A 22646-nucleotide genomic window follows, 5' to 3' on the forward strand; every position below is an offset into this window, starting at 1 on the left:
CACCGCTCTCGTCGGACGACTCGGTAGCCACACCTCCGCGAGGACGCCGACGCGGACCCGCTGCGAGCGATACGCCGAGCCCGTCTAGATGGGTTCGAAAGCGTTCCCCGGGACGCGACAGTTCGTTCCCGCTCGCTGGCAACCAGCGACAAACCCATTAGTGCGACGGCCGCTGACTCTCACATGACCGGGACGACGCTGTACGAGCGGCTGGGAGAGCGGGAGGGCATCCAGACCGTCGTCGACGATTTTTACGATCGGCTCCTCGCCGACGAGGAACTCGGCCCGTTTTTCGATGACGCGGACCTCGAGACGTTGCGTCGGACCCAGACCGAGTTCCTCTGTGAGACCGCCGGCGGGCCGGAAACGTACGACGCGGCGCCGGTGCGGGACGCACACCTCGACGTGCCGTTCACCCGACAGCACGTCCAGCGGGCGATAACCCACCTCACCGAAAGTCTCGACGCGGCCGGCGTGCCGGACGAAGACGCCGAAACGGTGATCCAGGCAGTCGCCGCGTACGAAGACGACCTCCTGGCGACGGCGGACGACGGACCGGACGCCGGCGGTGGTGAGTGAGCGATGGACCTCGGGCTCACGGTCGGCGATTCGCTCGAACGGCTGGAAGCGACGGCCGAGGGGTTCGACTTCGTCGAGCTCTCTATCGGGGAGTCGTCGCTCCGTCCCACGGAAGTGGAGGACGACCGGCTCCGCACCGTCCTCGACGACGTGGACGCCGACCTCTGTGTCCACCTCCCCTTCGACCAGGTCGTCTCGACCCCGGTCACACAGCTGAACGACGCGATCGTCGACTACCTCTCGGAGTTGCTCGAGTGGGCTGGAACGGTCGGTGCCCGGAAGGCGGTCCTGCACGCCACGATGCGAAATCCCCACGACACCGGGCAGCGACCGGTGTTCGCGGAGCAGCTGTCGGCGATCGCGGCAGCCGGCGACGACGCCGGCGTCGAGGTCGTCGTCGAAAACGTCGGACACCAGGCCCGCGGACTCCCGCTTTCGGTCCTCGGCGATATCGCCCGCGACACGGGGACGGCCGTCTGTTTCGACGTCGGTCACGCCTACATGGAGAACGACAACGACGGGATCCGACGGTTCCTCGGCGACCATCGCGACCTCGTCTCGCACCTCCACGTGCACGACGTCCGGGGGCGCGGTGATACCCATCTCCCGCTCGGCGCGGGCGAGGTCGAGTACGGACTCGTCGCCGACGCCCTCTCCGGGTTCGACGGCACGGTCGCCGTCGAGGTGTTCACCGACGACGTCCCGCTCTTGCGAGATTCCGCCCGCCGGGCGGCCGAGTACCTCGACGACAGTCGCTGACGGGTGCGGTCGGGCGGCTCGCCGCAGACGGCGAGTGTCCCGGCGCACTCGGCCGTCGAAGGGACGCCGGACGGCCGACACCTCCGCCGAGGTCCAGGGGCACGTCGACCTCGTCAGCGAGGGCAGACTGGCGTCGTTCGCGAGGGTGACGGGGAAACAACTGTATAGCTCGCCGGGGAAATTCGAGACGAGACGAGTTCCTCGGCCCGTCGACCCACGGACGACGATTTGACTGGATACACAATGGACTGGTACACGCGATCCCTCGAATCGGTCTACGACGAACTCGACACGTCGGCGGCGGGACTGGAGACGGCGACGGCCGACGAGCGCCGCGAAACGGTGGGTCCGAACGAGATCGCCGGCGACCACGGACGGGGGCCGCTCGACATCTTCCTCTCGCAGTTCTCGAGCGCGCTCATCTGGGTTCTGATCGTCGCGGCGGTTCTGTCGTTCGCGGTCGGTCACGTCGTCGACGCGGTCCTGATCGGGGTCATCCTGTTGCTGAACGGGGTGTTCGGGTTCGTCCAGGAGTATCGGGCGGAACAGAGTCTCGACGCGCTCCGGGAGATGGCGACGCCGGAGGTCACCGTCCGCCGCGACGGGAGCGAGCAGGAGGTCGATTCGACGGCGCTAGTCCCGGGCGACGTCCTCCTGCTGTCGCAGGGCGACGTCGTCCCGGCCGACGCCAGACTCGTCGAGGCGGACTCGCTCGAGGTCGACGAAGCCGCGCTGACTGGCGAGAGCGTCCCCGTCGAGAAGACGGCTGGAGTGCTCGACCCCGAGACGGCGCTCGCCGAGCGGTCGAACACGGTGTACAAGGCGACGAACGTCACCCGCGGCCGCGCCGTCGCCGTCGTCGTCGAGACCGGCATGGACACCGAGGTCGGCGAGATCGCGACGGCGCTGATCGGCGCCGAAGACCCGCGCACGCCCCTCCAGCGCGACCTGGACCGGCTCGGTCGCCGCCTCGGGTTCGGCGTCGTGGCGCTCTCGGCGCTCGTCGTCGCACTGCTCGTCGTCGACGGTCGAGGGTTCGTACAGGCCGGCCTGACCGCCGTCTCCCTGGCGGTGGCGGCCGTTCCCGAGGGGTTGCCGGCCGTCGTCACCCTGACGCTCGCGCTGGGCGTGCGGCGCATGGCGGACGAGAACGCACTGGTCCGGACGCTCCCGGCGGTCGAAGCCCTCGGCGCCGTCGACGTCGTCTGCACGGACAAGACCGGGACGCTGACCGAGGGCGAGATGCGCGTCCAGCGGGCGTGGATCCACGACCGGGTCGTCGCACTCGACGAGGAGGGCAGCGACGACCGCCTGGACCGACTGTTCGAGATCGGTGCAGTCTGCAACGACGCGACGGCCGAGGAGGGCGACCCGACCGAACGGGCGCTCGTCACCGCCGCGAACGACCGCGGGCTGGACGTCGACGCCTGCCGCGAGAACCGGCCGCGGCGCGACGAACTGTCGTTCTCCTCCGAGCGCAAACGCATGGCGACGATCCACGACGACGTCGTCTACGTGAAGGGCGCGCCGGCGGTCGTCCTCGACCAGTCGACGCGGGTGCTCGGAGCGGACGGCCCGGTCGAACTCGACGCAAAGACGCGTTCGGATATCGAAGCGCAGGTCGACGAGTTCGCCGGGGACGCACTACGCGTCCTCGGGTTCGCGTACAAGGAACTGGACGACGAGGGCGGACCGGAGGAGAACCTGGTGTTCGTCGGACTGCAGGGGCTGCTCGACCCGCCGCGCGCGGAGGTTCGCGACGCCATCGGAGACACCCACCGGGCGGGCATCGCCGTGAAGATGATCACCGGTGACAACGCGGTGACGGCCCGGGCCATCGCCCGGGAGGTCGGGATCGACTCGGACGTCCTGACCGGTTCGGACATCGAGCGCATGGACGACGAGACGCTCCGCGAGCGCGTCGAAGCGATCGACGTGTTCGCGCGGGCCGAACCGACGCACAAAGTCCGGATCCTCGAGGCGCTGCAGGCGAACGGTGCCGCCGTTGCGATGACGGGCGACGGGGTCAACGACGCGCCGGCACTGAAAAACGCCGACGTCGGCATCGCGATGGGCGTCCGGGGGACGGACGTCGCCAAGCAGGCCAGTGACATCGTCCTGCTGGACGACAACTACGCGTCGATCCGCGCGGCGATCAGGCGCGGACGGACAATCTTCGACAACATCTGGAAGTTCGTCGCCTACCTGCTGAGCGCCAACGCCGCGGAGGTCGCGATCGTCTTCGTCGCGTCGCTGTACGGCTACCTCATCCTCCCGGCGGTCCAGCTCCTGTGGATCAACCTGCTCACCGACGGCCTGCCGGCACTGGCCCTGGGGACCGACCCCGGGGGTGACGTGATGGAACGGGACCCCCGGGATCGGGCCAGCGGGATCATCGACGGGGAGATGCTCGGCTTCGTCGGCGGGGCCGGGTTGACCGCGACGGCCCTGTTGCTCGGGCTGATGTTCTACCTCCTCGACGGCGCGCCGTCCGTCACGCCGTACGCGATGACGATGGTGTTCACCGGGCTCGTCGTCCTGGAGTTCGTCAAGCTGTACGTCGTCCGGTGGACCAGGAAGACGCCCTTGCTGACGAACCCCTGGCTCGCCGTCGCCGTAGCGGCGTCGCTGGCGCTCCAGCTCGCCGTCCTCTACACGCCGCTGAACGAGTACTTCGGGACCGTGCCGCTCGGCGTCTCCGACTGGGCGCTACTCGGCGTCGTGATCGTCCTGGGAACGCCTGCGCTCGTCCTCGTCGGCTGGATCGTCAGGCGCCACGGCGGCGGCGAGCCCGCGACGGCGAGTCCGCCGCAGACCGACGACGCCCCGGAAACGCACGTCGACTGAGGCGTTTCGGGCGCTCTCGCCGGCCGAGCGGCGGTTATCCGGGCAGGAAGAGGTTGATCAGGGCGACGACGAGGCCGGCCAGCCCCATCCGGATCGCCGAGACGTACCACCGCTGGCCCGAGATGGACCCCATGTAGGCGCCGAAGACGGCGAGCACGCCGATCCCGAGACCCACACCGACGACGCCCGCCTCGGCCATCGTGACGACGCTCCCTTCGAACAGGAACGGGACGAGCGGGACGATGACGCCGATGAGCGGACCGAAGCCGCTCGCGGTCGCGTGGATCACGCGCGCACCCCGCTGTTCGCGCTCGATGCGCGTGTCGTCGAGGTCGATCAGCATCGCGTCTTCTATCCGGAGGATCTCGGCTTTCGTCTCGGCGCGTTCGATCTCCCAGACGCTCCAGACGGCCGACGTCCCGAGCCCGATCGCGGCCCCGAGGCCGATCTTGACGACCGTGAGCCCGTCGGGGATCCCCGACAGGACCGCGCCGACGATGACGCCGACGCTCGTCAGCGTGCCGTCGAACCCGTTCGAGACGAAGTATCGGCGGGAGATAGAACGGACGTCCTCCCGACCGAGCAGCGACCGCAGGAGACGGACTTTCGAGGACACGACTGCTCAGTCGTCCTGCGGGGTCCGCCGCTCTTCGACGACGTACTCCCCGTAGGCGACCTGGTCGACGGAGTGGACGCTCCCGCCGAGTCCGCCGATCGCGTCCTCGACGGCCGCGTAGTCGAGCTGTTCCCCCTCGACCGTGAGCTTGACGTTCTGCACTTCCTGGTCGAGTTCGATGAGCGACGACGTGACGCCGTCGACACTCTCGACGTCGGCGATGCGCTCCGTGAACTCCAGCAGCGGCGGATCGTGCGGTTTCAGGACGTCGAGCGTCACGCGACGAAGGGTGCTCATTGACAGATAGATCGGCAGCGGCATGGTTAATAGTGCGGGCTGGTTTCCGCCGCGGCAGTCACCATCGGCCCGCGGCCGATCACCCACCGCATCCAGTCGCCGTCGGACCAGCAGTGGCCTCCTCCGCGGATGCACCGAGTAAGCACCGACAGTGTCGCACCGGAGCGGGCGGCGGCAGTACTTTAGGAGACGCTCGCCATCGTCGGGTATGGACGACTGTGCGTTCTGTCGCATCGTCGACGGCGGGAGAGACGTGTACACGCTGTTCGAGGGCGAACGGACCCTCGCCTTCCTGGACGAGAATCCCGCGACCGCGGGTCACTCGCTGGTCGTCCCGAGAGACCACGTCGAGGACCTGCTGCTGGCGGACGAGGCGACGACGACGGCGGTCTTCCGGACGGCGCGGGCGCTCGCGCTCGCGATGGACCGGGCGCTCGAACCGGACGGATTCAGCGCGTTCCACACGACCGGCGGACTGGTCGGACGGGTCGAGCACGCCCACCTCCACCTCCTGCCTCGATACGCCGACGACGACATCCGGCTGTCGCTGTCACGAGGGTCGCTCGACGATACCCGACCCGAGTCCATCGCGGAGTCGCTCCGGTCGTCGCTCTGAGACGGGGCGCGACGCGTGTCACGGCGGGCGACCCCTCAGGAGAACCCCCCGTTCGAAAACTGTACCCCCGACGGTTGCGGACGTCACGCCTCGAATCGCGGCGGGAGTCCCGTCTGTTTCAGCCCGTTCTTCGTCTCAATTTCGAGACGGTACACCGAGATGCCGTCGTCCGAGACGGCGACGTCGAAGGCGTCGGGGTACCACGCGTTCCCCATGACGTCACCCAGGTCCGGCACCTCGGACTCGGGGACGGAGGCGATCGGACCCGAGAGAACGACGCTCTGCCACGTGTACGGCGTCGACGCTTTGTACACGAGGAACCCGGCCCGGTCGGCGCGGTCGCCGAGTTCCCGCTTCCGGCTGTCGGTCCCGCCGACGAACGTGAAGTAAATGGCGTCCTCGCCGTCGAATCCGAACGACAACGGTACGAGGTACGGCACTCCGTCCGCGGGAAGTCCGAGGACGCCGACGCCCTGGCTCGACAGGAACGCGTCTATCTCCCCCTCCTCCATGCCGGTGATCCCGATCCGCTCTCGCTCGCTCGTGGTCATGCCTGTAACTACGGAGACAGGAGGGATACGTTCGGAGACTGTTCCCAGAACGTGAGAGCGGTCCATCCCGGGCGACTCCGGGGCATTCCCGGACGGGCGATTCCGTCGATCGCGGGTCCGTCGTCGAGGGGCGTCGCGATGGCCGAGGCGGGGACGTGTCCTCCCACGACGTACCCGTCGAGGACGACCGCGTGACAGCTTCGGAGTTCGTCCGGGATACCGTCGTCGCGTTCGACCGGGGTTTCGTCGTTCAGAACGGCCTCAGAGACGATCCCGCGGGCGTATTCGTCGAGTTACGACGCATACAACTAGCAACAGGCGTGATCGCATCTGGTGCGAGCGTCCCGCGGACGCCGTGGCCCGTTTCGGTGCGGCTCCGGGTTTCACGGGGGTCGACACACGTCTCGCAGTCGAGGAGACACCAGTTCTGGGTCACGGACGCCGTCGATCGGCGGTCGGATACGGGCGCCTCGTGGCCGTGTCACCCGTTCTTGTACGTGACGCCCGCTCCGGTCTCGGGGTACTCCCACTCGACGTTGCCGTGGGGGCAGGCCCACCGACAGCTGCCACATTCGAGGCAGTTCTCGTAGGCGATGTGCGGGACGCCGTCCTCGCCTTCGCGCCACACGTCCGCGGGACAGACGTTGATGCAGTCGTCGGTGACGCACTTCTCGGCGCAGATCCCGGGGATCGTCACGTCGAGGTGGGAGTCCCCGGCGTCCTCGTACTTGACGGTGTAGAGGCGGTCTTCGAGCGATTCGTTGTCGACGTCTGGGATGCCTGGTTCGACGCTCATTTGATGAGTTTACGGTAGCGGACTGCGAGCTTCGCAGCCCCGGTGTACCCACCGACGGCCCGCAGGAGCTCCCGCTTGGCCGTCGACGCGTGCTGGTCTTTCGGCGCTCTGTCCATCCTGAAGTACTCGCTGCCGGCGTCGGCGACCGCCCGCGGGATGTCCTCGAAGAGGAGCTGGCGGTCCTCCTGGACCCGTTCTATCAGCCACTCGTAGCGGTCGAGGTTCTCGACGACGAACGACGATTCGAGGGCCTCGCGGTAGCCGGCGAGCGCGTCCGCGTCGGTCCGGCCGCGCTGGGCGGCCGAAACCACGGCGTTCGCGGCGTGATAGCCGCTCTCGACGGCCATGTTGGTGCCTTCGAGGTGGATGCCGTTGTTGAGGACGAGCCCGGCGGCGTCGCCGACGATGACCGCGCCGTCGTGGACGAGTTCGGGGATCTCGTCGGCACCGCCCTCGGGGATCGTCTTTGCCGTGTACTCGACGGTGCGGGCGCCGCGCAGCAGCGGTGCGACCGCCGGGTGGGTCTTGAAGGCGTTGAGCGTCCCCTCGGGGTCTGGCTGGGAGGTCGCGGCGTCCGAGAGCCGGTAGGCCAGCCCGACGCTGACGGTGTCCTCGTTGGTGTAGACGAACCCGCCGCCGAACGCGTCGCCGACGGCGCCCTCGCCGAAGTAGTGATAGGAGACGCCCGCGTCGCCGGTGAGCCGGAACCGGTCCTCGATAGCGTGCTCGCGCCCGGGGAACTCCAGCACCTCCTTGACGCCGACCGCGACGTTCTCGCGGCGCTCGGTGTCCTTGAGGTCGGCGCCCTCGCTCACCAGGGAGTTGCCGCCCTCCGCGAGGACGACGTACGGGGCGCGGATCGTCCCGTCCGGCCGGTCGGTCTCGATGCCGACGACTCGGTTGCCCTCGCGGAGCAGGCCCGTGACGGTCGTCCGGGTGACCAGCGTCGTGCCGGCCTCGACGGCCTGTTCGGCGAGCCACTCGTCGAACTCCCCGCGGAGGACGGTGTAGGAGTCGTTGTGCGGCGGGTCGTGCCACTCGCCCGGGCTGATGGAGACGGCGGTCTCGTCCTCGTCGGTGAGCATCCCGAAGCGGCGTTCGGCGATGTACCGCTCCAGCGGCGCCGCGTCGACGTCGACGAGCTGCCGGAGCGTCGGCGTGTAGAGCACGCCGCCGAAGACGTTCTTCGCCCCGGGATAGCGGCCGCGCTCGACCAGCAACACGTCGAGCCCCTCCTCGGCCATCGTCAGCGCGGCGGTGCTCCCGGCGAGCCCCGCGCCGACGACGACGGCGTCGAACGCCTCGTCGTAGTCCGGCGTCGCGGTGTCCCGGTCGGACAGGTCTATCCGCTCGGTGCTCCCGTCCCCGTCCGCTTCGGTTTCCGTCTCGGTCATGGCTGTCCCTCCATCTCGATGTCTGCCCCCGACCCGGCGAGGGCCTCACCGTCCCGGGCCCGCTCGGCGAGGTCGGGACAGACCTCGAAGAGGTCGCCGACGATGCCGTAGTCGGCGTGGTCGAAGATCGGCGCGTTCGGGTCGTCGTTGATCGCGACGACGACGTCGCTGTCGTTCATGCCTTCGACGTGCTGGACCGCGCCGGAGATGCCGACCGCGACGTACAGATCCGGACGAACGGTCTTGCCCGTCTGGCCGACCTGCCGCGAACCGTCGACCCAGCCCTCGTCGACGGCCTTCCGGCTCGCGGCGAGGTCGGCGTCCAGCGCGTCGGCGAGCGCCTCGATCGGTGCGAGGTCGCCGTTACAACCGCCGCCGGCGGCCACGATCCGGTCGGCCTCGGTGATGTCCGCGGTGTCGCCGACGACCCGCTCGCGGACCTCCGTCACTGTGTCGGACTCGTCGACGACGACGTCGACGGCTTCGACCTCGCCGTCCCTGTCCGGGTCCGGCGCCGCCGCCGCGAAGACGCCCGGCCTGACCGTCGCCATCTGCGGGCGGTAGTCCTCGCAGACGATGGTCGCGAGGACGTTGCCGCCGAAGGCCGGTCGGCGCGCCTCCAGGAGGCCGTCGTCGTCGACGCCGAGCTCGGTGCAGTCGGCGGTGAGCCCGGCGTGGGCCGGGACGGCGACCCGTCCGGCGAAGTCGCGGCCGGTGTGCGTGCCGCCGATGAGGACGATCGCGGGCTGGCGCTCCTCGACGAGCGCGCGGAACTGCTCGCCGTAGGGGTCCGCCCGGTACGGCTCGAACACCGGGTCGTCGGCGACGAGCGCCCTGTCGGCGCCGCGTTCGATGGCCTCCCTTGCCACGTCGTCGACGGCCTCGCCGATCACGAGCGCGACGAGGTCCTCGCCGAGGTCGTCGGCCAGCCCGCGCGCCTCGGCGAGCAACTCCCACGAGACGGTCATTACGTCGCCGTCGTGCTCCTCGACGAACACCCACACGTCGCTGTACGCGTCGGTGTCGACGGTCCCGTCGTCGACCGGTTCGCCGTCCGCGTCGCCGTCGCTCATCCGAACACCTCCGCCTCGGCCAGTTCGTCGGCCAGTTCGTCGACGCTCTCGACGACCTCCTGGGCGCGTTCGACGGGCTCGACGGTCTCCATGCCGCCGACCTCCGTCGGCGAGGCGTCGATGCCGACCTCCTCGTCGTCGAGCCCGATGTCCTCGGCGGACAGTTCGATCGGTTCGAACTCGGACTCGGCGTAGAGCTTGCGGTGGAGGCCGGCCGGGCGCGGTTCGAACTCGCCGTAGGCCACGGCGACGACGACGGGCAACTCGGCGGCCACGACCTCGTACCCGCCTTCCACGTCGCGACGCGCGACGAGCGTGTCGTCGTCGAACTCGGGGTCGAGGTCCTCCGCGTAGGTCAGCTGTGCCCACCCGAGGTGGGCGGCGATCCCCGGCGGGACCTGCCCGGTCGAGGAGTCGGTCGTCTCTTCGCCGCAGACGACCACGTCCGCGCCGAGCGATTCGGCGGCGGCCGCGAGCGTGAGGCTCGTCGGCCAGGTGTCGCTGCCCGCGAACGCCCGGTCTGTGATCAGCGCGGCGTCGTCACAGCCCACCGCGACCGCTTCTTCGAGGACGTCCGTGGCTGTGGGCGGTCCCATCGTGACTGCGACGACGGTCCCGCCCCCTTCGTCGCGCAACCGGAGCGCTGCTTCGAGCGCGTTCCTGTCCGGCGGGTTCATCACCGCCGGCGCGCTCGCCCTGTCGAGGTGCCCCGTGTCGGGGTCGATCCGTACTTCGTCGTCGTCGGGGACCTGCTTGACGCCGACGACTATCGTTGGTTCGTCTACCATGGATACCTGGGTGATTTCGATGGACTACCGATCCGTCTAGATCCGCGTCGGCCCGTCCGTAAGCGGTATCGGCGATTCTTACCTCGCGGGAACGCCGGGACGACTTTTGTACGAGTCACCACGGTCGAACGGGACCGCGACCCGCGTCGATCGGCCCGCTCCGGTCGTCTCATCGCGATTCCACGCACCGTTCGATCGCGACTCTGTGTTCGACCCTGGCCCGTCGTTTGTGCGCTCGCTCTTTCGTCAGCGCCTCGGCGATCGACGCCGCCTCGGCCTCGTACGAACACGTTTCGCAAGTGATCCTGTATCGGGACATCGTAGCGGGGAACGTTCGGTCCAGTCGTCACCGTCGCCCGGGCGTCCGCGCCTCGGCGCGACGCCACGGACATCGCTCAGTCACCACCGACCAGCGAGAGCGGCTGGCCGCCGACACGTTCGTACGCGGCCCGTTTCGGCGGCGAATCCACGTACTCCACCTCGAAGCCGCCGTCGTCGCCCATCGTCACGACGGCGGCGTCGAAACTCAGCTCGTAGACGTTCTTCGGGCGGCAGTCCTTGGGGAGCCGGTTTTTCTCTTCGACGAGGTCCGCCTCCTGTAACAGCTTGAGCTTCCGGTAGGCCGTCGACAGCGGAATGTCACAGCCGTCGGACAGCTCGGGGATGGTCTGGCTCTCCTCCCGGATCGCGTCCAGAATCGCGGCACAGTCCTCGTCGCCCACCACGTCCAGAAACGCTCGCTGGTTGTTCTCGCCCATCGGTACCTGAACGTAGCGCGTCCCGTCGCATAGCGTTGGGAACTAGTGGACTAGTGGCAACCAACGTGTAACTGCTCGCAGATCCTAGTCAACTAGAGTCAGAATGGAGACAGCTATCGAGGGTCACCGGTCGCGGTCAGGCGAGTCCGCAGAACCGGGTTCGTCGTCGCCGACCACCAGTTCGAGTATCTTGCGAGTCCCCTCGCGAACGTGCTGGTAGAACGTCGGCGAGGCGATCCCGAGCACGTCGGCGAGGTCCTCACCGGTCGAATGACGGGGAGAGGCGAAGTAGCCGGCGTGGTAGGCCAGCGCGAGCGCCTCCCGCTGTCTGTCGGTCAGCCGCTCCTCGACGGCCGTCTTCGTCAGTTCGAGGGTCCGCATGTCCCGGTCGCGGGTCCGCTTCGCGAGGAACACCGTGGCGTCACCGGCGTTCTCGACGTCGGTGATGAGCGACTCGACGTCAGAACGCGGCGTGGTCTCACAGCGGAGCGTCGCCGCGTCGCCGGCCGTCTCGAACGACCGGACCGTCGCACCGTACTCGACGAGGGTGGCGACCGGTCCCAGCCGCCCCGTCAACTCCACGATCCCGGACCGCCCGTGAGCCCTGACGACGCGTGCCTGGTCGACGTCCCCGCGCCCTTCGAGCGCCTCGACGACCGCCTCGGGCGCCGCGCCGTCCACCTCGAAGTAGCCGGCGTAGGCGCCGCCTGCCGCTGGGGTGACGCTGTTCAGCGACAGCCGACAGTCCAGTTCGCCGGCGACGCACACGACGGACGAGTCGGTCCCGCCGACCTCGAACTCCAGTTCGACGACGGTGTCGGTGTGTAGCAGCTGTCTGTTCTCGGCGGCGTTGATGGCGTGGCCGACCCGCTCGCCGAGTTCGCGCAACAGTCCCTGTTCGTACTCGTCGAACGCGTCCGGCCGGGCCGAGTAGACCCCGACGACGCCGAGGACGGTATCCCCGTACACGACGGGGATCGCGGCCTGGGACTGGAAACCGTAGGCGAGCGCGCGGGTCCGCCGCTCGTCGGACGTGGGGGAGGTCGGGATCTCCCGGGTCACCTGCACGGTCCCGTCGACGACCGCGTCCCGGAACAGGTCGTCGGCGCCGTCGGCCGTGAGGGACAGATCGATGTCACCCAGGAACTCGTCCTCGACGCCGGCCCACTCGCGGGGGTCGACGTCGCCGACCGCCGAGTTGTAGTCGCCGATCCAGGCGAACAGGTACGCCTCCGAGCCGGCCAGTCGCTCGCAGAGCCGGCTGTCGATGGCCTCGCGGGTGTCTGCGCGCACGAGTTCCCGGTTGATCGGTCGCAAGCTCTCGATGATCTGTTTGATCCGTTCGAGGGAGTTACGCTGGCGCCGGAGCTCGCGTTCGCGCCGTTTCTGCTCCGTGATCTCGTCGTTGATGGCGACGAACCGCTCGATGGTCCCCGACTCGTCGGCGATCGGCGCGATCGTCTGGTTGACGACGTAGGTCTCGCCGGACTTGCGCCGGTTGCGCACTTCGCCGGTCCAGATCTCGCCGGCGAAGATCGTCTCCCAGAGGTCCTCGAAGAACGCCTCGTCGTGCTCGCCCGAGTTGAGGATCGAGGGATCGGACCCGACCGCCCGGTCGGCGTCGTAGCCCGTGACTCGCTCGAACGTCGGGTTGACGTACTCGATAGTGCCGTCCGTATCGGTGACGTAGACGGAGTGGCCGGCCTGCTCGACCGCTTCCCGGAAGGTGCGCAGCGACTGCTCGCGCTCCCGGCGCTCGGTGACGTCTTCGACCACGACGACGACGCGTTCGACCGGGCCGTCCGCGCTCCCGAAGGGCGCGGCGCTGACGGAGACCCAGTCCGCGCGGTCATCGTCCGCCGACAGTTCGAGTTCGACGTCGGTGACGGCGCTGCCGGTCGCGAGCGCCCGGGCGACGGGTAGTTCGTCGGTCGGGTCGGCGTCGCCGTCCGCGTCGCCGAACGAGTCGGCGAGCGCTCCGAACGCGGTCCCGACGAGCGCGTCGCTGTCCCGGCCGAAGATACGGCTCGCCCGCGCGTTCGCCCGGACGACGCGCCCGCCGGCGTCGGTGACGAGCAGGCCGACTGGACTCGTCTCGAAGATCCGGCTCAACAGCGACTGTTCGCGCTGGAGGCGGTCTTCGGCCCGTTTGCGTGCCATCAGGACGCCCAGATCGGCGGCGACGTCGGTGACCGCGTCGACCAGCTCTTCGTCGGCCGAGTGGCGCTCGCGGAGGAAGAACGTCAGCACCGCGACGACCCGGCCGTCGGTCACGATGGGGATGCCCAGTGCGGCCTGGAGTCCGACGGCCTCGGCCGCGGCGCACCGCTGGAAGACGTCCTCGGATTCGGCGGACGCGTCGGGGATCCACTCGGCCGACGCCGAGACCCAGACGCGACCGGGTAACCCCTCCTCGAACGGGAACGTGACCCCCCGACTGGCCAGCATGAACGGTTCGAGACTCTCGTCCTCGGTGTGAGCGACGAGATGCTCCAGGTAGTCGCCGTCGGCGGCGGGAACCCACGCTTCGCCGTAGGCCCACTGCGTGCGGCGGCAGATGGCCTGGAGCGCCGTCTCGACCCCGTCGCGGAACGTGTCCGCGTCGGACACCGCGTGGTTGACCGCCGCGAGCAACTCCCGCTCGTCTTCGACCCGCTTGCGATCGGTCCGGTCCCGCAGTATCAGCCTGAACCCGTCGACCCGACCGTCGGAACTCCGGCGAGGGGCGACCGTCGTCGCCGCCCAGAACTTCGACCCGTCCGACCGCTGGCGCCACCCTTCCTCCTCGATCCCGCCGCGGTCACGTGCGCGTTCGAGGGTTCGACCAGGGGCCTCCTCGGGCACGTCGTCGGGATACAGCGACGAGAGGTGTCGGCCGACGGCGTCCGATACGGTCCATCCGGTGAGCGACTCGGCTCGTTCGTTGAGCCCCGTGATCTCGCCCTCGGCGTCGAGAGAAACGATCGCGACGCCGTCGTCGATCGACGGTGGGACCGACGATTGCGAGTCAGCGTTCGTCTGTGACTCTGCCCGCTGACGCGCTGGCACGTCGGCCCCGAGCGTCAGGACGACGCGCCCGGTCTCCGCCTCGGGGACGAGCGTGGCCGTGAGTTCCCGACCCCCGGCGGGAGCGGACGAGTCCGTCGTCAACTGGACGGTCCGCCGCTCGCCCGTCTCACGGATAGTCTCGACGGCGTTCGCGACGCGGTCGGGGAGGACGCGGTCGACGGGTTCCCCCATCAACTCGTCTGGCTCACTGCCGAGGTGTCGCTCGACCGCGACGTTCGCGAACGAGACTTCCGTCCCATCGACGACGAGGATACCGGCCGCGGTCGACCCGAGGGCGGATTCCAGTGTCCCGGTCTCGGCCGCGAACTCCCGGTCGTTCGCGGCCGCCAGTTCGGGGTCTGATCGCGGCTGCTCCTCTTTCACAACGCTGAGAGTACGGTTCGAACCCGCAAAAGCGTGACCCATGCGCCGCGGGTCGCCACGGTCCCGAACCGGCGGGCTGCGGTCGCAGTCGGGGCCCCGGGTGGAGTTCCCAGTGAAAGATAATTACCGAAAGGAAGGTGCGCCGGTACCGGCAATCTCCACCCAGGGAGCCCCAGATGACACATCGCCCCGACCACGAAGTCGAACTGTACAACGACGACGGGACCTACCGGGTGTTCGTCGACCTGCCGGGGTTCGACCGCGAGGACATCGAGGTGAACTGGCTGAACCACCGTCTGTCGATCTCGGCAGAACGGGCCGGTGAGAGCGGCAGTTCACGCATGTTCCACCACCAGGTGAGCGTTCCCCGGGAGGTCCGCGCCGAAGACATCACGGCGACGTATCGGGACGGCGTCCTCGACGTCGAACTCCCGGCGGAAGCGACCGACGAACCGCCGGGACGGCACATCGACGTCCGAGAGTGACGCCCGGCCGAGCGCACCGTCCCGAGGTTCGCGTCCTCGATTTCCTTCCGCACCGAGCAGTGCTACCTCCTCGGCCGTCGCTCGGTGGTCCCTGTGAGGATGCCCGTCGGAAAACCGCGGCGTCCCGGTCAGACGACGATGAACCGATCGGAGACGGTCGTCTCGACGTCCGCGTCGTCGCCCTCGACGGAGACCTCGTACCGGTAGGTCCCCCGTTCGGTGTCGGTGTCGGTCGCGATCTTCGACCCCCAGGTGTCCGCCGCGTAGGCCTCGTGGTCGCCGGCCCAGTTCAGTTCGAGCGGCCCGTAGTCGGCGCCGGGGAACTCGACGGTCACGCGGTCGAGCGCGTCGGCTCCCAGCGCCTCGCCGGTCTCGGGGTCGTAGACGCTGACGTGGAGTCCGACCTCCATCCCGGCGGCGAACTGACCGGCGAGCGAGCACGCGGTGGTCGTGGGGGGCGGCGTCGGCGTCTCGGTGGGGGTCGGCGTTCCGGTGGGCGTCCCGGAAGGCGTCCCGTCCCCCTCGCTGGGGGTCGGAGCCGACGTGTCGCCCGCGTCCTCGGACGGGGTCGGCGTCTGCTGGTCGACCGGGTCGTCGGTCGTCGTCGTCTCGGTGGTCACGGTCGGGGTGGCGGTGTCGTCCGAGTCACCGGTCCCGGGGTCGGTGATGTACTGGCACCCGGAGATACTCGCGGTCGCCCACGTGGCCGCGCCGGACGCGAGCAGTCGCCGTCGGGTGACCGACCCGTCGCCGTTCGCCGGGTCCGACCCGCTGTTCGGTTCACCGTTGCGACCGGCGTCGTCGTCGACTCCGGAGGTGTCTTCAGCCATCTCGCTAGCATCTTCGGGAGTTCCATAGTAAAGCGACGGACGTAGTTCCCAAAAATCTGGAACTACGGGGAGGGCTTTGTCGCTTCCTCCGAGAGTTGCGTGTGTGCAATGAGCCGTGACAGTAGCCACCAGATGGACGCGGAATCGCTCGCCAACCAGGAGGACGGAGCCGACCCAACAGACGACGGCGACGGAGCGACGCGCCGTCGCGTCCTCGCCGGCGGCGCCGCCAGCTGGGCGACGGTCGCTCTGGCCGGGTGTCCCGGCGGCGACGGAGAGACCGACACCGCCCAGCCGGCGGACACGGACACGCCCACGGACACCCCGACGGCGACGCCGGAACCCGAACCCGAGAACTACGTCGTGACCGCCGAGACGGGGACCGGCGAGGTCCCGGAGGGCGCGGCGTTCGCCTCGGCGTGTTCCGCGACGCGGCGGTTCGTTCCGGGGATGATGGTCGTCTTCTACGTCGGCATCTACGACCCCGAGACGGGCGATCAACTCACCGACGAGGACCTCGACAGCGTCGTCGTCAACGTCGACGGCGGCCCCGAGGTCGAACTCGGCTGGGCTGGCGACGACGAGGAGAACCCGGCCGACGAGTGGGGCGGTTCGTGGACGGTCCCCGAGGACATGGAACCGGGGACCGTCCCCTACACGGTCGAAGTCACCGACGGGGACGCCAACTTCCACACCGTCGGCATCCTCGAGGACGCCATCGAGATCATCGAGTACTCGAACCCGACCAACTACGTCGTCACGACCGAGACGTTCTGGAACGGCTCGCCCCAGGAAGCCGCGAACGGCTTCGTCGGCGGCTGCGTCCCCGAGCGCCAGTTCAGCCGGGAGATGGACGTCACGTTCGCGATCGGCGTCTACGACGGGTCGAGCGGCGACCTCGTCGGCGGCGACACGCTCGACTCGGTGACCGTCGAGTCCACCGACGGCGCGTTCGACTCAGTCGAACTCGAGTGGCAGGAAGGCGGCGAGGAGTCGACCGCCCAGTGGACCGGGACGCTCGAGACCGAGTCGCTCGAACCCGGTAGTTACGGCTACGAAGTGGTCGTCACGAACGGCGACGCGAACTACTACGACGTCGGCATCGCATCGAACCAGTTCACCATCATCGAAGTGTAACGGCGCGGCGCTCCGGGCCACCCCCGGGTTTCCGATCACAAATGAGCCACCCAGACGACACGCGACCGACCGACCGGACTACCAGCGACGAGAGCACCGCCGAAGCGGAGTCGGCGACGGGCGACACCGCGTCGGACGGCGACGCCGAGCGCCTGGAGTTCTCCGACGCGGTGTACATCGACGCCGACCCCGACGAACTCTGGGCCTGCCTGTCGGACCCCGAGACGCTGACCGAGTGCGTCCCGGGCGCCGAGTCGATCGAACGCGTCTCCGAGCGGACGTACGCCGTCGAGATCACGCGGGGCGTGAGCCACCTCACCGTCTCGCTGTCGGGCGAGGCCGAGTTCGTCGAGCTGAATCCGCCGGAGTACGTCGTCACCAGCGCGACCGCGTTCGACGAGAAGACCGGGAGCGACTTCGACGTCCTCGCGGCCATGGAGATCGACGACGGCCACAGGGACGGATCGCGTCTGGTGTACCGGGCCGAAGTGACCTACAGCGGCGGCGTCGCCGCGCTCAGTCCGTCGATCCTCCGGCCCATCGTCAGCCGGGACGTCGACGCCTACTTCGAGAACCTCTCGACGACAGTTTCGACCGACGCCGACTGACGGGAGTCGGTAGCGTCAGTCCCGTCGGTCCCCGGGGGTCCGGCGTTCGACCCCCGGTGACAGCACGACCGGCAGCGGTCTGGTTACCACAGTCCTCGGTGCCCCGTGAGGACGAACTGCGGCGCCTCGGCGTCGCCGTCCCCGAACAGGACCGAGAGGAACGCCAGCGAGTACGTGTGCCCGGCGATGTCGATCGCGTGCGCGGGCTCCGGCGCCCCCTCGAACCGCTCGGCGTACCGTTCGACCGTGTCGCGGTTGACCTGGAGTCCGTACTGCCGGCGAAGCAGGCGCTCGCAGGCGGTCGGTGACCGATCGGCCGCGTGGAATCGACACAGGTCGACGATCGGCTTCGCGTAGTCGCAGCCCTCGTAGAACAGCGCCGAGAGGTCTCCCTGGTACGACCGCCCGCAGTCCGTACACTCGTACTGCTGGACCTGCACGCCGACGTCCTCGATCCCCGCGTCCGTGACGAGGCGCGCGACGGTCTTCGGTTCGCGCTGGTACCCGTTCTTCCGGCGAGCGTCCGAGCCGCACCCCGGACACGGACGCGGCCCCCCGGCCCGTTCGCCGGCGTACTCGCGCACCTCCTCGTGGATCGCGTTGACGAACAGGGGGGAGACGGCCGGGTCGGGCGTCTTTTCGTCTGGCCCTCGCATACCTCGCCCCGACGGCGCGGCCCGGGAAAAATATCACGTGATCTTTCGATCGGCGGGATCACGTGAACGTTCTATCCAACGGGTGGTGGAATCACGTGAACGTTCTACCCAGGTCTTCCCATCGCATAAAAATGTACGGAACCAGTTTATCTACACGTCCGGTAGCGATCCGTGTATGAGCGAAGACGAACCGACCGGCGGTCCGACGACGAACGAGGAGGGAACGACCGGTCAGCGGCGTAGCGCGCGGCGCGCGACTTCGCGCCGGGCGTTTCTCGCGACCGGGGCGGTCGTCTCGACCGCGTCGCTCGTCGGCTGTCTCGGCGGATCCAGCGCGGGGTCGGCCGGGACGCCGACGACCGGGAGCGAACCGGATACCCCGTGGACGACCGACGAACTGGTCGACTACGTCGACGACGGAACGACGGTGACCATCTACGCCGGGTCGGGCGAGCAGCCGACCTGGAACAGTCTCGTCGACGTGATCAACGACGAGTTCGACGCCGGACTCGAGGCGGACGTCGTGACGGCCGGCGGGTCCCAGATCTCCCAGCGGATCATCCAGGAGCGCCAGGCCGAGGAGGACCAGGCCGACCTGGTCGCCAGTGCGACCGACATCAGGAACCAGATCTACGAGGAGGGCGACTCGGTGGCCGAGCGCTACTACGAGTGGGACGTCGACGGGAACTTCTGGTTCAGCGAGGACCTGGAGGAGTACATGACCCTGCCGTGGGGCGCCTCGGCGTTCAACGGCGGGGCCTCGTCCGTCATGCCGATCAACGCGGACATCTTCGAGGAACGCGGCCTCGACGTGCCGACGAGCTACAACGACCTCTTCGACGACCAGTACGAGGGCATGGAGATGATCATCCCCACGGGCCCCGTCACCAGCCAGATCGGGTGGATCATCGGGTATCACGCCGATCAGACCGACATGGACGACATGGAGTGGATGCGGGCAATCGTCGACCACTTCGACGTCACCGGCTACAACTCCCACTCCGACGGTGGGCGCGCCGTGGGCCAGGGGAAGGTCCCGATCATGTTCTACAACTTCCCGTGGACGATCGCCGAACTCGTCGAGGAGTTCCCGCTGGTGGGTAACTTCGTCGAGCCGGTCAAGTGGAACACCTTCGAGGGGCTGTTCTCGATCAACAGCGAGGCGCCCCACCCGTGGGCCGCACGGCTCGTCCTCAGCGCGATGCTGGAAGCGCCCGTCCAGCGGCGGATGATCGACGAGGTCCCGAACGTGACGGCGGCGCGCACCGAACTGGACCTCTCCGACGTGGAGATGAGCGACTACGCCCGCGAGCGGCTCACGACCCAGACTACGCCCGTCGGGTTCTGGGAGGGACAGGAGTACACCGAGATCGGGCAGCGAGCGGTCGAGGAAGCGATCGATTTCTGACCGCTGGGCGGCGGGATCGGTCTCACCCTCGCCTCGCCTTTCGCACGCGAACCGAATCACCGAACCCGGACAGGACTACAGATGACGACTCATTCACAGTTGGCCGTGAGGGGGCTCGACAAGCGGTTCGGGCCCGAGTACGCCCACCGGAACGTCGACCTGACCGTCGACCGCGACGAGATCGTCGCGCTGCTCGGCCCCAGCGGGTGCGGGAAGACGACGCTCCTGCGGTGTATCGCGGGCGTCGAGGTACCCGACAGCGGCGAGATACGGATCGGCGGCGAGACGGTCCAGAGCGCGACCGTCTCCCGGCCGCCGGAAGACCGCGACCTCGGCATGGTCTTCCAGAACTACGCCATCTGGCCGCACAAGACCGTCTACGAGAACGTCGTGTTCCCGCTCAAGTACGCCGACAACCCCGTTCCGAAAGCGGACTACGAGGACCGCGTCGAGGAGATCCTCGACCTCGTGCAGATCGGCGAACTGAAAGACGCGCCCGCGACCGACCTGAGCGGCGGCCAGCAACAGCGGACCTCGCTCGCGCGCTCGCTCGTCCACGACCCCGACCTCCTGCTGATGGACGAGCCGCTGAGCAACCTCGACCGCGAGCTTCGAAAGGAGATGCGCGACGAACTCCAGCGGCTCCAGCACGAACTCGGCGTCAGCGTCCTCTACGTGACCCACGACCAGGAGGAGGCGTTCTACCTGGCCGACAGAGTCGTGCTGATGCGAGACGGCGAGACGGTCGAGCGGGGGCGACCGGGCGAACTCCACCGGCGACCGTCGTCGCCGTTCACCCGCCGGTTCGTCGGCGTCCACAACCGGTTCGGGGGCACCGTCGACGTGGACGCCGACGGGGACCGCGTCGTCCGGACGGACCTGGTGGAGTTCCCGCTCGACAACGTCGACTACGTCTCCGACGGGGTCGACACCGGCTCGGTCACCTGTTTCCTCCGGCCGGCGGACGTCGGGATCGGGGGCTTCGACGGCCGACCGGACGGCCGGCTCGAACTGTCCGGGACCGTCGTCGCGGAAGGCATCCTCGGCGACACCTACGAGATCACGGTCGCGTTCGACGGGACGGAGGCCGACCTGGTCGTCCACACGGAGACCGTTCGCGACCGCGCCAGGGGCGAGGAGATACGGCTCAACGTCAGGCCGGAGTCGATACAGGTGTACCCGATCACAGATGAGTGATACCAGGCCCGGAGGGGCGCCGTGAGCGTCCGAACGCGATTGACCGAGACCGCACAGGCGGCCCGCGACTCGACGGTCAGCGTCGTCTCTGCGACGACCGGGACCGACGGGCTGGCGAGGCGGGTCGTCCTCGGGAGCTTCGCGGTCGCGACCGTCCTCCTGACGCTGATCCCGCTCGTCTTCCTGCTCTGGACGAGTCTCTGGGACGGTTACCCCGGGCAGTTCTCCGGGGCCGTCACCGTCGGGAACTTCCTCGCGGTGTACGTCGCGGACGCCTTCGACGTCACCGGACTCGTGACGAACTCGCTGTTCGTCGCCGGCGGGACGACGCTCGTCTCGATGTGCGTCGGACTCGGGTTCGCCTGGCTGCTCGTCCGGACGAACGTCCCGACGAAGGACGCGATGGAACTCGTGCTGATCTCGCCGTACGCGGTCCCGGGATACATCTACGCGATCATGTACATCACGACGTACGGTCCCGACCACGGGCTCGTGACCACGACGCTCGTGGGCGCGCTTGGTCTCGAGGCCCCCCCGTTCGATATCTTCAGCCCGACCGGAATCGTCGTCGTCGCCGGCGTCGACGCCGTGACGTCGGTGTACCTGCTCACCGCGCCGGCGCTCCAGAACATGGACGCCTCCCTCGAAGAGGTCGCGCGGATCCACGGCGCGAACATCCGCCAGACCGTCCGGTCGGTTACGTTCCCGGTGATCCTCCCGGCGATCCTCACGGCGCTCATCATCCGGTTCCTGCTCGGCCTCGGCGAGTTCTCCGTCGTGGCGATCCTCGGTGCACGCGAGCAGTACGAGGTGTACGCGACCGCCATCTGGAAGGCCGTCCGACTGCGAGCGCCGCCGGAGTACGGGCAGGCCGCGGCGCTGTCGATCAGCCTATTGGTCCTCGCGGCCGTGCTGGTGTGGTACCACCGCAAGGTGACCAGCCGCAAAGAGGACTACATGACGGTGACCGGACAGGGCTACCAGCCCAACACCTGGGATCTGGGGAAGTGGCGGTGGCCGATCGCGGGGGCGCTCTGGGCGTTCATGTTCGTCGTCTGGGTGTTGCCGGTCGCCGTGATGGTCCTCGTGTCGGTCCACTCGGTCTGGTTCGGCCACTTCGACGCGTCGAGCATCACGCTCGCCCACTACGCCGAGGCGCTGGCGAACCCGCGGTTGCGCGACGCGTTCGTCAACAGCGTCCTCGTCAGCCTCGCCGGGGCGACCATCGGGACGGTGCTCGTCGTCGGCCTCTCGTACTACACCGAGCGGACGACCTACCCGTTCCGGGGCGTCGTCGACTTCCTCTCGCTGTCGTCGGTCGCGATCCCCGGCGTGATCACGGGCGTCAGCGTCCTGTTCACCGCGCTGTGGGTCGGGAAGGTCCACCCGCTCGTCGACCTCTACGGGACGCTCTGGATCGTCGTCATCGGCTGTGTCATCGCGTACATCCCGATGTCCTCGCGGCTCGCGATCGGCAACATCGTCCAGATACACACGGAACTGGAGGAGTCGGCCCGGATCGCCGGCGCCACCTGGGTCCAGCAGATGCGCGAGGTGTTCCTCCCGCTGTTCCGGAACACGTCGGCGATCATCTGGTTCTACCTCCTGATCCACATCTTCCAGCTGATCACCATCCCGCTGATGGTCTACTCGTCGGACACGATGGTGATCCCCGTCACGGTGTTCAACGTCTACATGAACACCGCCAACGTCGAGCTCGTCTCGGCCATCTCGACGCTGTTCGTCGGCATGACGTTCCTCGTACTGCTCTCGCTGCGACTGTTCGGCGTCTCCTTCCACGACATGAACGCGAGCTGAA

The 22646-nt window shown here is 68.6% G+C and carries 22 protein-coding genes; 10 read left to right on the forward strand and 12 right to left on the reverse strand.

What is annotated here, in order from left to right; genetic code table 11:
* Positions 1-183: 183 nt before the first annotated feature.
* From ACMGFE_RS10115 to ACMGFE_RS10125, 3 genes are all read left to right on the forward strand, one after another.
* Complete coding sequence (locus ACMGFE_RS10115) at positions 184-579, forward strand: truncated hemoglobin (RefSeq protein WP_436925034.1); 396 nt, start codon at positions 184-186, stop codon at positions 577-579.
* 3 nt (positions 580-582) lie between these two features.
* Positions 583-1338: a sugar phosphate isomerase/epimerase family protein gene (locus tag ACMGFE_RS10120; RefSeq protein WP_436925035.1), complete on the forward strand. Its 756-nt coding sequence runs from the start codon at positions 583-585 to the stop codon at positions 1336-1338.
* 243 nt (positions 1339-1581) lie between these two features.
* On the forward strand, positions 1582-4185 hold the full coding sequence (locus ACMGFE_RS10125; protein ID WP_436925036.1) for a cation-translocating P-type ATPase: 2604 nt from the start codon (positions 1582-1584) through the stop codon (positions 4183-4185).
* Positions 4186-4219: 34 nt separating this feature from the next.
* On the opposite strand, the gene ACMGFE_RS10130 is transcribed toward ACMGFE_RS10125, so the two are convergent.
* Complete coding sequence (locus ACMGFE_RS10130; RefSeq protein ID WP_436925037.1) at positions 4220-4801, reverse strand: VIT1/CCC1 transporter family protein; 582 nt, start codon at positions 4799-4801, stop codon at positions 4220-4222.
* 6 nt (positions 4802-4807) lie between these two features.
* Positions 4808-5098, reverse strand: coding sequence for a DUF211 domain-containing protein (locus tag ACMGFE_RS10135; protein ID WP_436925038.1), 291 nt, complete (start codon positions 5096-5098; stop codon positions 4808-4810).
* Positions 5099-5306: 208 nt separating this feature from the next.
* On the opposite strand from ACMGFE_RS10135, the gene ACMGFE_RS10140 reads away from it, so the two are divergent.
* Positions 5307-5714, forward strand: coding sequence for an HIT family protein (locus tag ACMGFE_RS10140; protein WP_436925039.1), 408 nt, complete (start codon positions 5307-5309; stop codon positions 5712-5714).
* 83 nt (positions 5715-5797) lie between these two features.
* Here the strand turns inward: ACMGFE_RS10140 and ACMGFE_RS10145 are convergent, their stop codons facing one another.
* The 8 genes from ACMGFE_RS10145 to ACMGFE_RS10180 form a co-directional block, all read right to left on the reverse strand.
* The gene (locus ACMGFE_RS10145; RefSeq protein ID WP_436925040.1) at positions 5798-6265 is read right to left on the reverse strand and encodes a pyridoxamine 5'-phosphate oxidase family protein; all 468 of its coding nucleotides are present in this window, start codon (positions 6263-6265) and stop codon (positions 5798-5800) included.
* 8 nt (positions 6266-6273) lie between these two features.
* On the reverse strand, positions 6274-6537 hold the full coding sequence (locus tag ACMGFE_RS10150; protein ID WP_436925172.1) for a DUF411 domain-containing protein: 264 nt from the start codon (positions 6535-6537) through the stop codon (positions 6274-6276).
* Between the two features lie 209 nt (positions 6538-6746).
* The gene (locus tag ACMGFE_RS10155; protein ID WP_436925041.1) at positions 6747-7061 is read right to left on the reverse strand and encodes a ferredoxin family protein; all 315 of its coding nucleotides are present in this window, start codon (positions 7059-7061) and stop codon (positions 6747-6749) included.
* Positions 7058-8455: an FAD-dependent oxidoreductase gene (locus tag ACMGFE_RS10160; RefSeq protein WP_436925042.1), complete on the reverse strand. Its 1398-nt coding sequence runs from the start codon at positions 8453-8455 to the stop codon at positions 7058-7060. Before ACMGFE_RS10160 ends, ACMGFE_RS10155 begins: the two co-directional genes overlap by 4 nt.
* On the reverse strand, positions 8452-9528 hold the full coding sequence (locus ACMGFE_RS10165; RefSeq protein WP_436925043.1) for an electron transfer flavoprotein subunit alpha/FixB family protein: 1077 nt from the start codon (positions 9526-9528) through the stop codon (positions 8452-8454). Before ACMGFE_RS10165 ends, ACMGFE_RS10160 begins: the two co-directional genes overlap by 4 nt.
* The gene (locus tag ACMGFE_RS10170; RefSeq protein ID WP_436925044.1) at positions 9525-10316 is read right to left on the reverse strand and encodes an electron transfer flavoprotein subunit beta/FixA family protein; all 792 of its coding nucleotides are present in this window, start codon (positions 10314-10316) and stop codon (positions 9525-9527) included. Before ACMGFE_RS10170 ends, ACMGFE_RS10165 begins: the two co-directional genes overlap by 4 nt.
* Positions 10317-10711: 395 nt before the next feature.
* Positions 10712-11074 (reverse strand): ArsR/SmtB family transcription factor, encoded by a 363-nt coding sequence (locus ACMGFE_RS10175; protein WP_436925045.1) that lies wholly within the window; start codon positions 11072-11074, stop codon positions 10712-10714.
* Positions 11075-11197: 123 nt separating this feature from the next.
* Positions 11198-14506 (reverse strand): PAS domain S-box protein, encoded by a 3309-nt coding sequence (locus tag ACMGFE_RS10180; protein WP_436925046.1) that lies wholly within the window; start codon positions 14504-14506, stop codon positions 11198-11200.
* Between the two features lie 176 nt (positions 14507-14682).
* Between ACMGFE_RS10180 and ACMGFE_RS10185 the strand changes: the two genes are divergently transcribed.
* Positions 14683-14991, forward strand: a complete 309-nt coding sequence (locus ACMGFE_RS10185; RefSeq protein WP_436925047.1) for an Hsp20/alpha crystallin family protein — start codon at positions 14683-14685, stop codon at positions 14989-14991.
* Between the two features lie 128 nt (positions 14992-15119).
* Here the strand turns inward: ACMGFE_RS10185 and ACMGFE_RS10190 are convergent, their stop codons facing one another.
* Positions 15120-15821 (reverse strand): hypothetical protein, encoded by a 702-nt coding sequence (locus ACMGFE_RS10190; protein WP_436925048.1) that lies wholly within the window; start codon positions 15819-15821, stop codon positions 15120-15122.
* Positions 15822-15929: 108 nt separating this feature from the next.
* Between ACMGFE_RS10190 and ACMGFE_RS10195 the strand changes: the two genes are divergently transcribed.
* On the forward strand, positions 15930-16958 hold the full coding sequence (locus ACMGFE_RS10195) for a hypothetical protein (protein ID WP_436925049.1): 1029 nt from the start codon (positions 15930-15932) through the stop codon (positions 16956-16958).
* Positions 16959-16999: 41 nt separating this feature from the next.
* Complete coding sequence (locus ACMGFE_RS10200) at positions 17000-17566, forward strand: SRPBCC family protein (protein WP_436925050.1); 567 nt, start codon at positions 17000-17002, stop codon at positions 17564-17566.
* An 83-nt stretch (positions 17567-17649) separates the two neighbouring features.
* On the opposite strand, the gene ACMGFE_RS10205 is transcribed toward ACMGFE_RS10200, so the two are convergent.
* Positions 17650-18222, reverse strand: a complete 573-nt coding sequence (locus tag ACMGFE_RS10205; RefSeq protein WP_436925051.1) for a hypothetical protein — start codon at positions 18220-18222, stop codon at positions 17650-17652.
* Positions 18223-18397: 175 nt separating this feature from the next.
* Here ACMGFE_RS10205 and ACMGFE_RS10210 point away from each other — a divergent pair, with 175 nt between their 5' ends.
* From ACMGFE_RS10210 to ACMGFE_RS10220, 3 genes are all read left to right on the forward strand, one after another.
* Positions 18398-19630 carry a transporter gene (locus ACMGFE_RS10210; protein ID WP_436925052.1) on the forward strand — a complete coding sequence of 411 codons (1233 nt, stop codon included), beginning with the start codon at positions 18398-18400 and terminating at the stop codon, positions 19628-19630.
* An 81-nt stretch (positions 19631-19711) separates the two neighbouring features.
* Positions 19712-20827: an ABC transporter ATP-binding protein gene (locus ACMGFE_RS10215; protein WP_436925053.1), complete on the forward strand. Its 1116-nt coding sequence runs from the start codon at positions 19712-19714 to the stop codon at positions 20825-20827.
* Positions 20828-20848: 21 nt separating this feature from the next.
* A complete protein-coding gene (locus ACMGFE_RS10220) occupies positions 20849-22645 on the forward strand; it encodes an ABC transporter permease (RefSeq protein ID WP_436925054.1) in 1797 nt (598 codons plus the stop codon).
* Position 22646: the final 1 nt, after the last annotated feature.

The organism is Halosimplex amylolyticum, from assembly GCF_051414035.1.
In the GTDB taxonomy this organism is placed as follows: Archaea; Halobacteriota; Halobacteria; order Halobacteriales; family Haloarculaceae; genus Halosimplex; species Halosimplex amylolyticum.

Bases quoted from the DNA above. Each gene is read 5' to 3' on its own strand.
- ACMGFE_RS10115 (WP_436925034.1), top strand. From the start codon at position 184: ATGACCGGGACGACGCTGTACGAGCGGCTGGGAGAGCGGGAGGGCATC.
- ACMGFE_RS10120 (WP_436925035.1), top strand. From the start codon at position 583: ATGGACCTCGGGCTCACGGTCGGCGATTCGCTCGAACGGCTGGAAGCG.
- ACMGFE_RS10125 (WP_436925036.1), top strand. From the start codon at position 1,582: ATGGACTGGTACACGCGATCCCTCGAATCGGTCTACGACGAACTCGAC.
- ACMGFE_RS10135 (WP_436925038.1), bottom strand. From the start codon at position 5,098: ATGAGCACCCTTCGTCGCGTGACGCTCGACGTCCTGAAACCGCACGAT.
- ACMGFE_RS10140 (WP_436925039.1), top strand. From the start codon at position 5,307: ATGGACGACTGTGCGTTCTGTCGCATCGTCGACGGCGGGAGAGACGTG.
- ACMGFE_RS10145 (WP_436925040.1), bottom strand. From the start codon at position 6,265: ATGACCACGAGCGAGCGAGAGCGGATCGGGATCACCGGCATGGAGGAG.
- ACMGFE_RS10155 (WP_436925041.1), bottom strand. From the start codon at position 7,061: ATGAGCGTCGAACCAGGCATCCCAGACGTCGACAACGAATCGCTCGAA.
- ACMGFE_RS10160 (WP_436925042.1), bottom strand. From the start codon at position 8,455: ATGACCGAGACGGAAACCGAAGCGGACGGGGACGGGAGCACCGAGCGG.
- ACMGFE_RS10165 (WP_436925043.1), bottom strand. From the start codon at position 9,528: ATGAGCGACGGCGACGCGGACGGCGAACCGGTCGACGACGGGACCGTC.
- ACMGFE_RS10170 (WP_436925044.1), bottom strand. From the start codon at position 10,316: ATGGTAGACGAACCAACGATAGTCGTCGGCGTCAAGCAGGTCCCCGAC.
- ACMGFE_RS10175 (WP_436925045.1), bottom strand. From the start codon at position 11,074: ATGGGCGAGAACAACCAGCGAGCGTTTCTGGACGTGGTGGGCGACGAG.
- ACMGFE_RS10185 (WP_436925047.1), top strand. From the start codon at position 14,683: ATGACACATCGCCCCGACCACGAAGTCGAACTGTACAACGACGACGGG.
- ACMGFE_RS10190 (WP_436925048.1), bottom strand. From the start codon at position 15,821: ATGGCTGAAGACACCTCCGGAGTCGACGACGACGCCGGTCGCAACGGT.
- ACMGFE_RS10195 (WP_436925049.1), top strand. From the start codon at position 15,930: ATGAGCCGTGACAGTAGCCACCAGATGGACGCGGAATCGCTCGCCAAC.
- ACMGFE_RS10200 (WP_436925050.1), top strand. From the start codon at position 17,000: ATGAGCCACCCAGACGACACGCGACCGACCGACCGGACTACCAGCGAC.
- ACMGFE_RS10205 (WP_436925051.1), bottom strand. From the start codon at position 18,222: ATGCGAGGGCCAGACGAAAAGACGCCCGACCCGGCCGTCTCCCCCCTG.
- ACMGFE_RS10210 (WP_436925052.1), top strand. From the start codon at position 18,398: ATGAGCGAAGACGAACCGACCGGCGGTCCGACGACGAACGAGGAGGGA.
- ACMGFE_RS10215 (WP_436925053.1), top strand. From the start codon at position 19,712: ATGACGACTCATTCACAGTTGGCCGTGAGGGGGCTCGACAAGCGGTTC.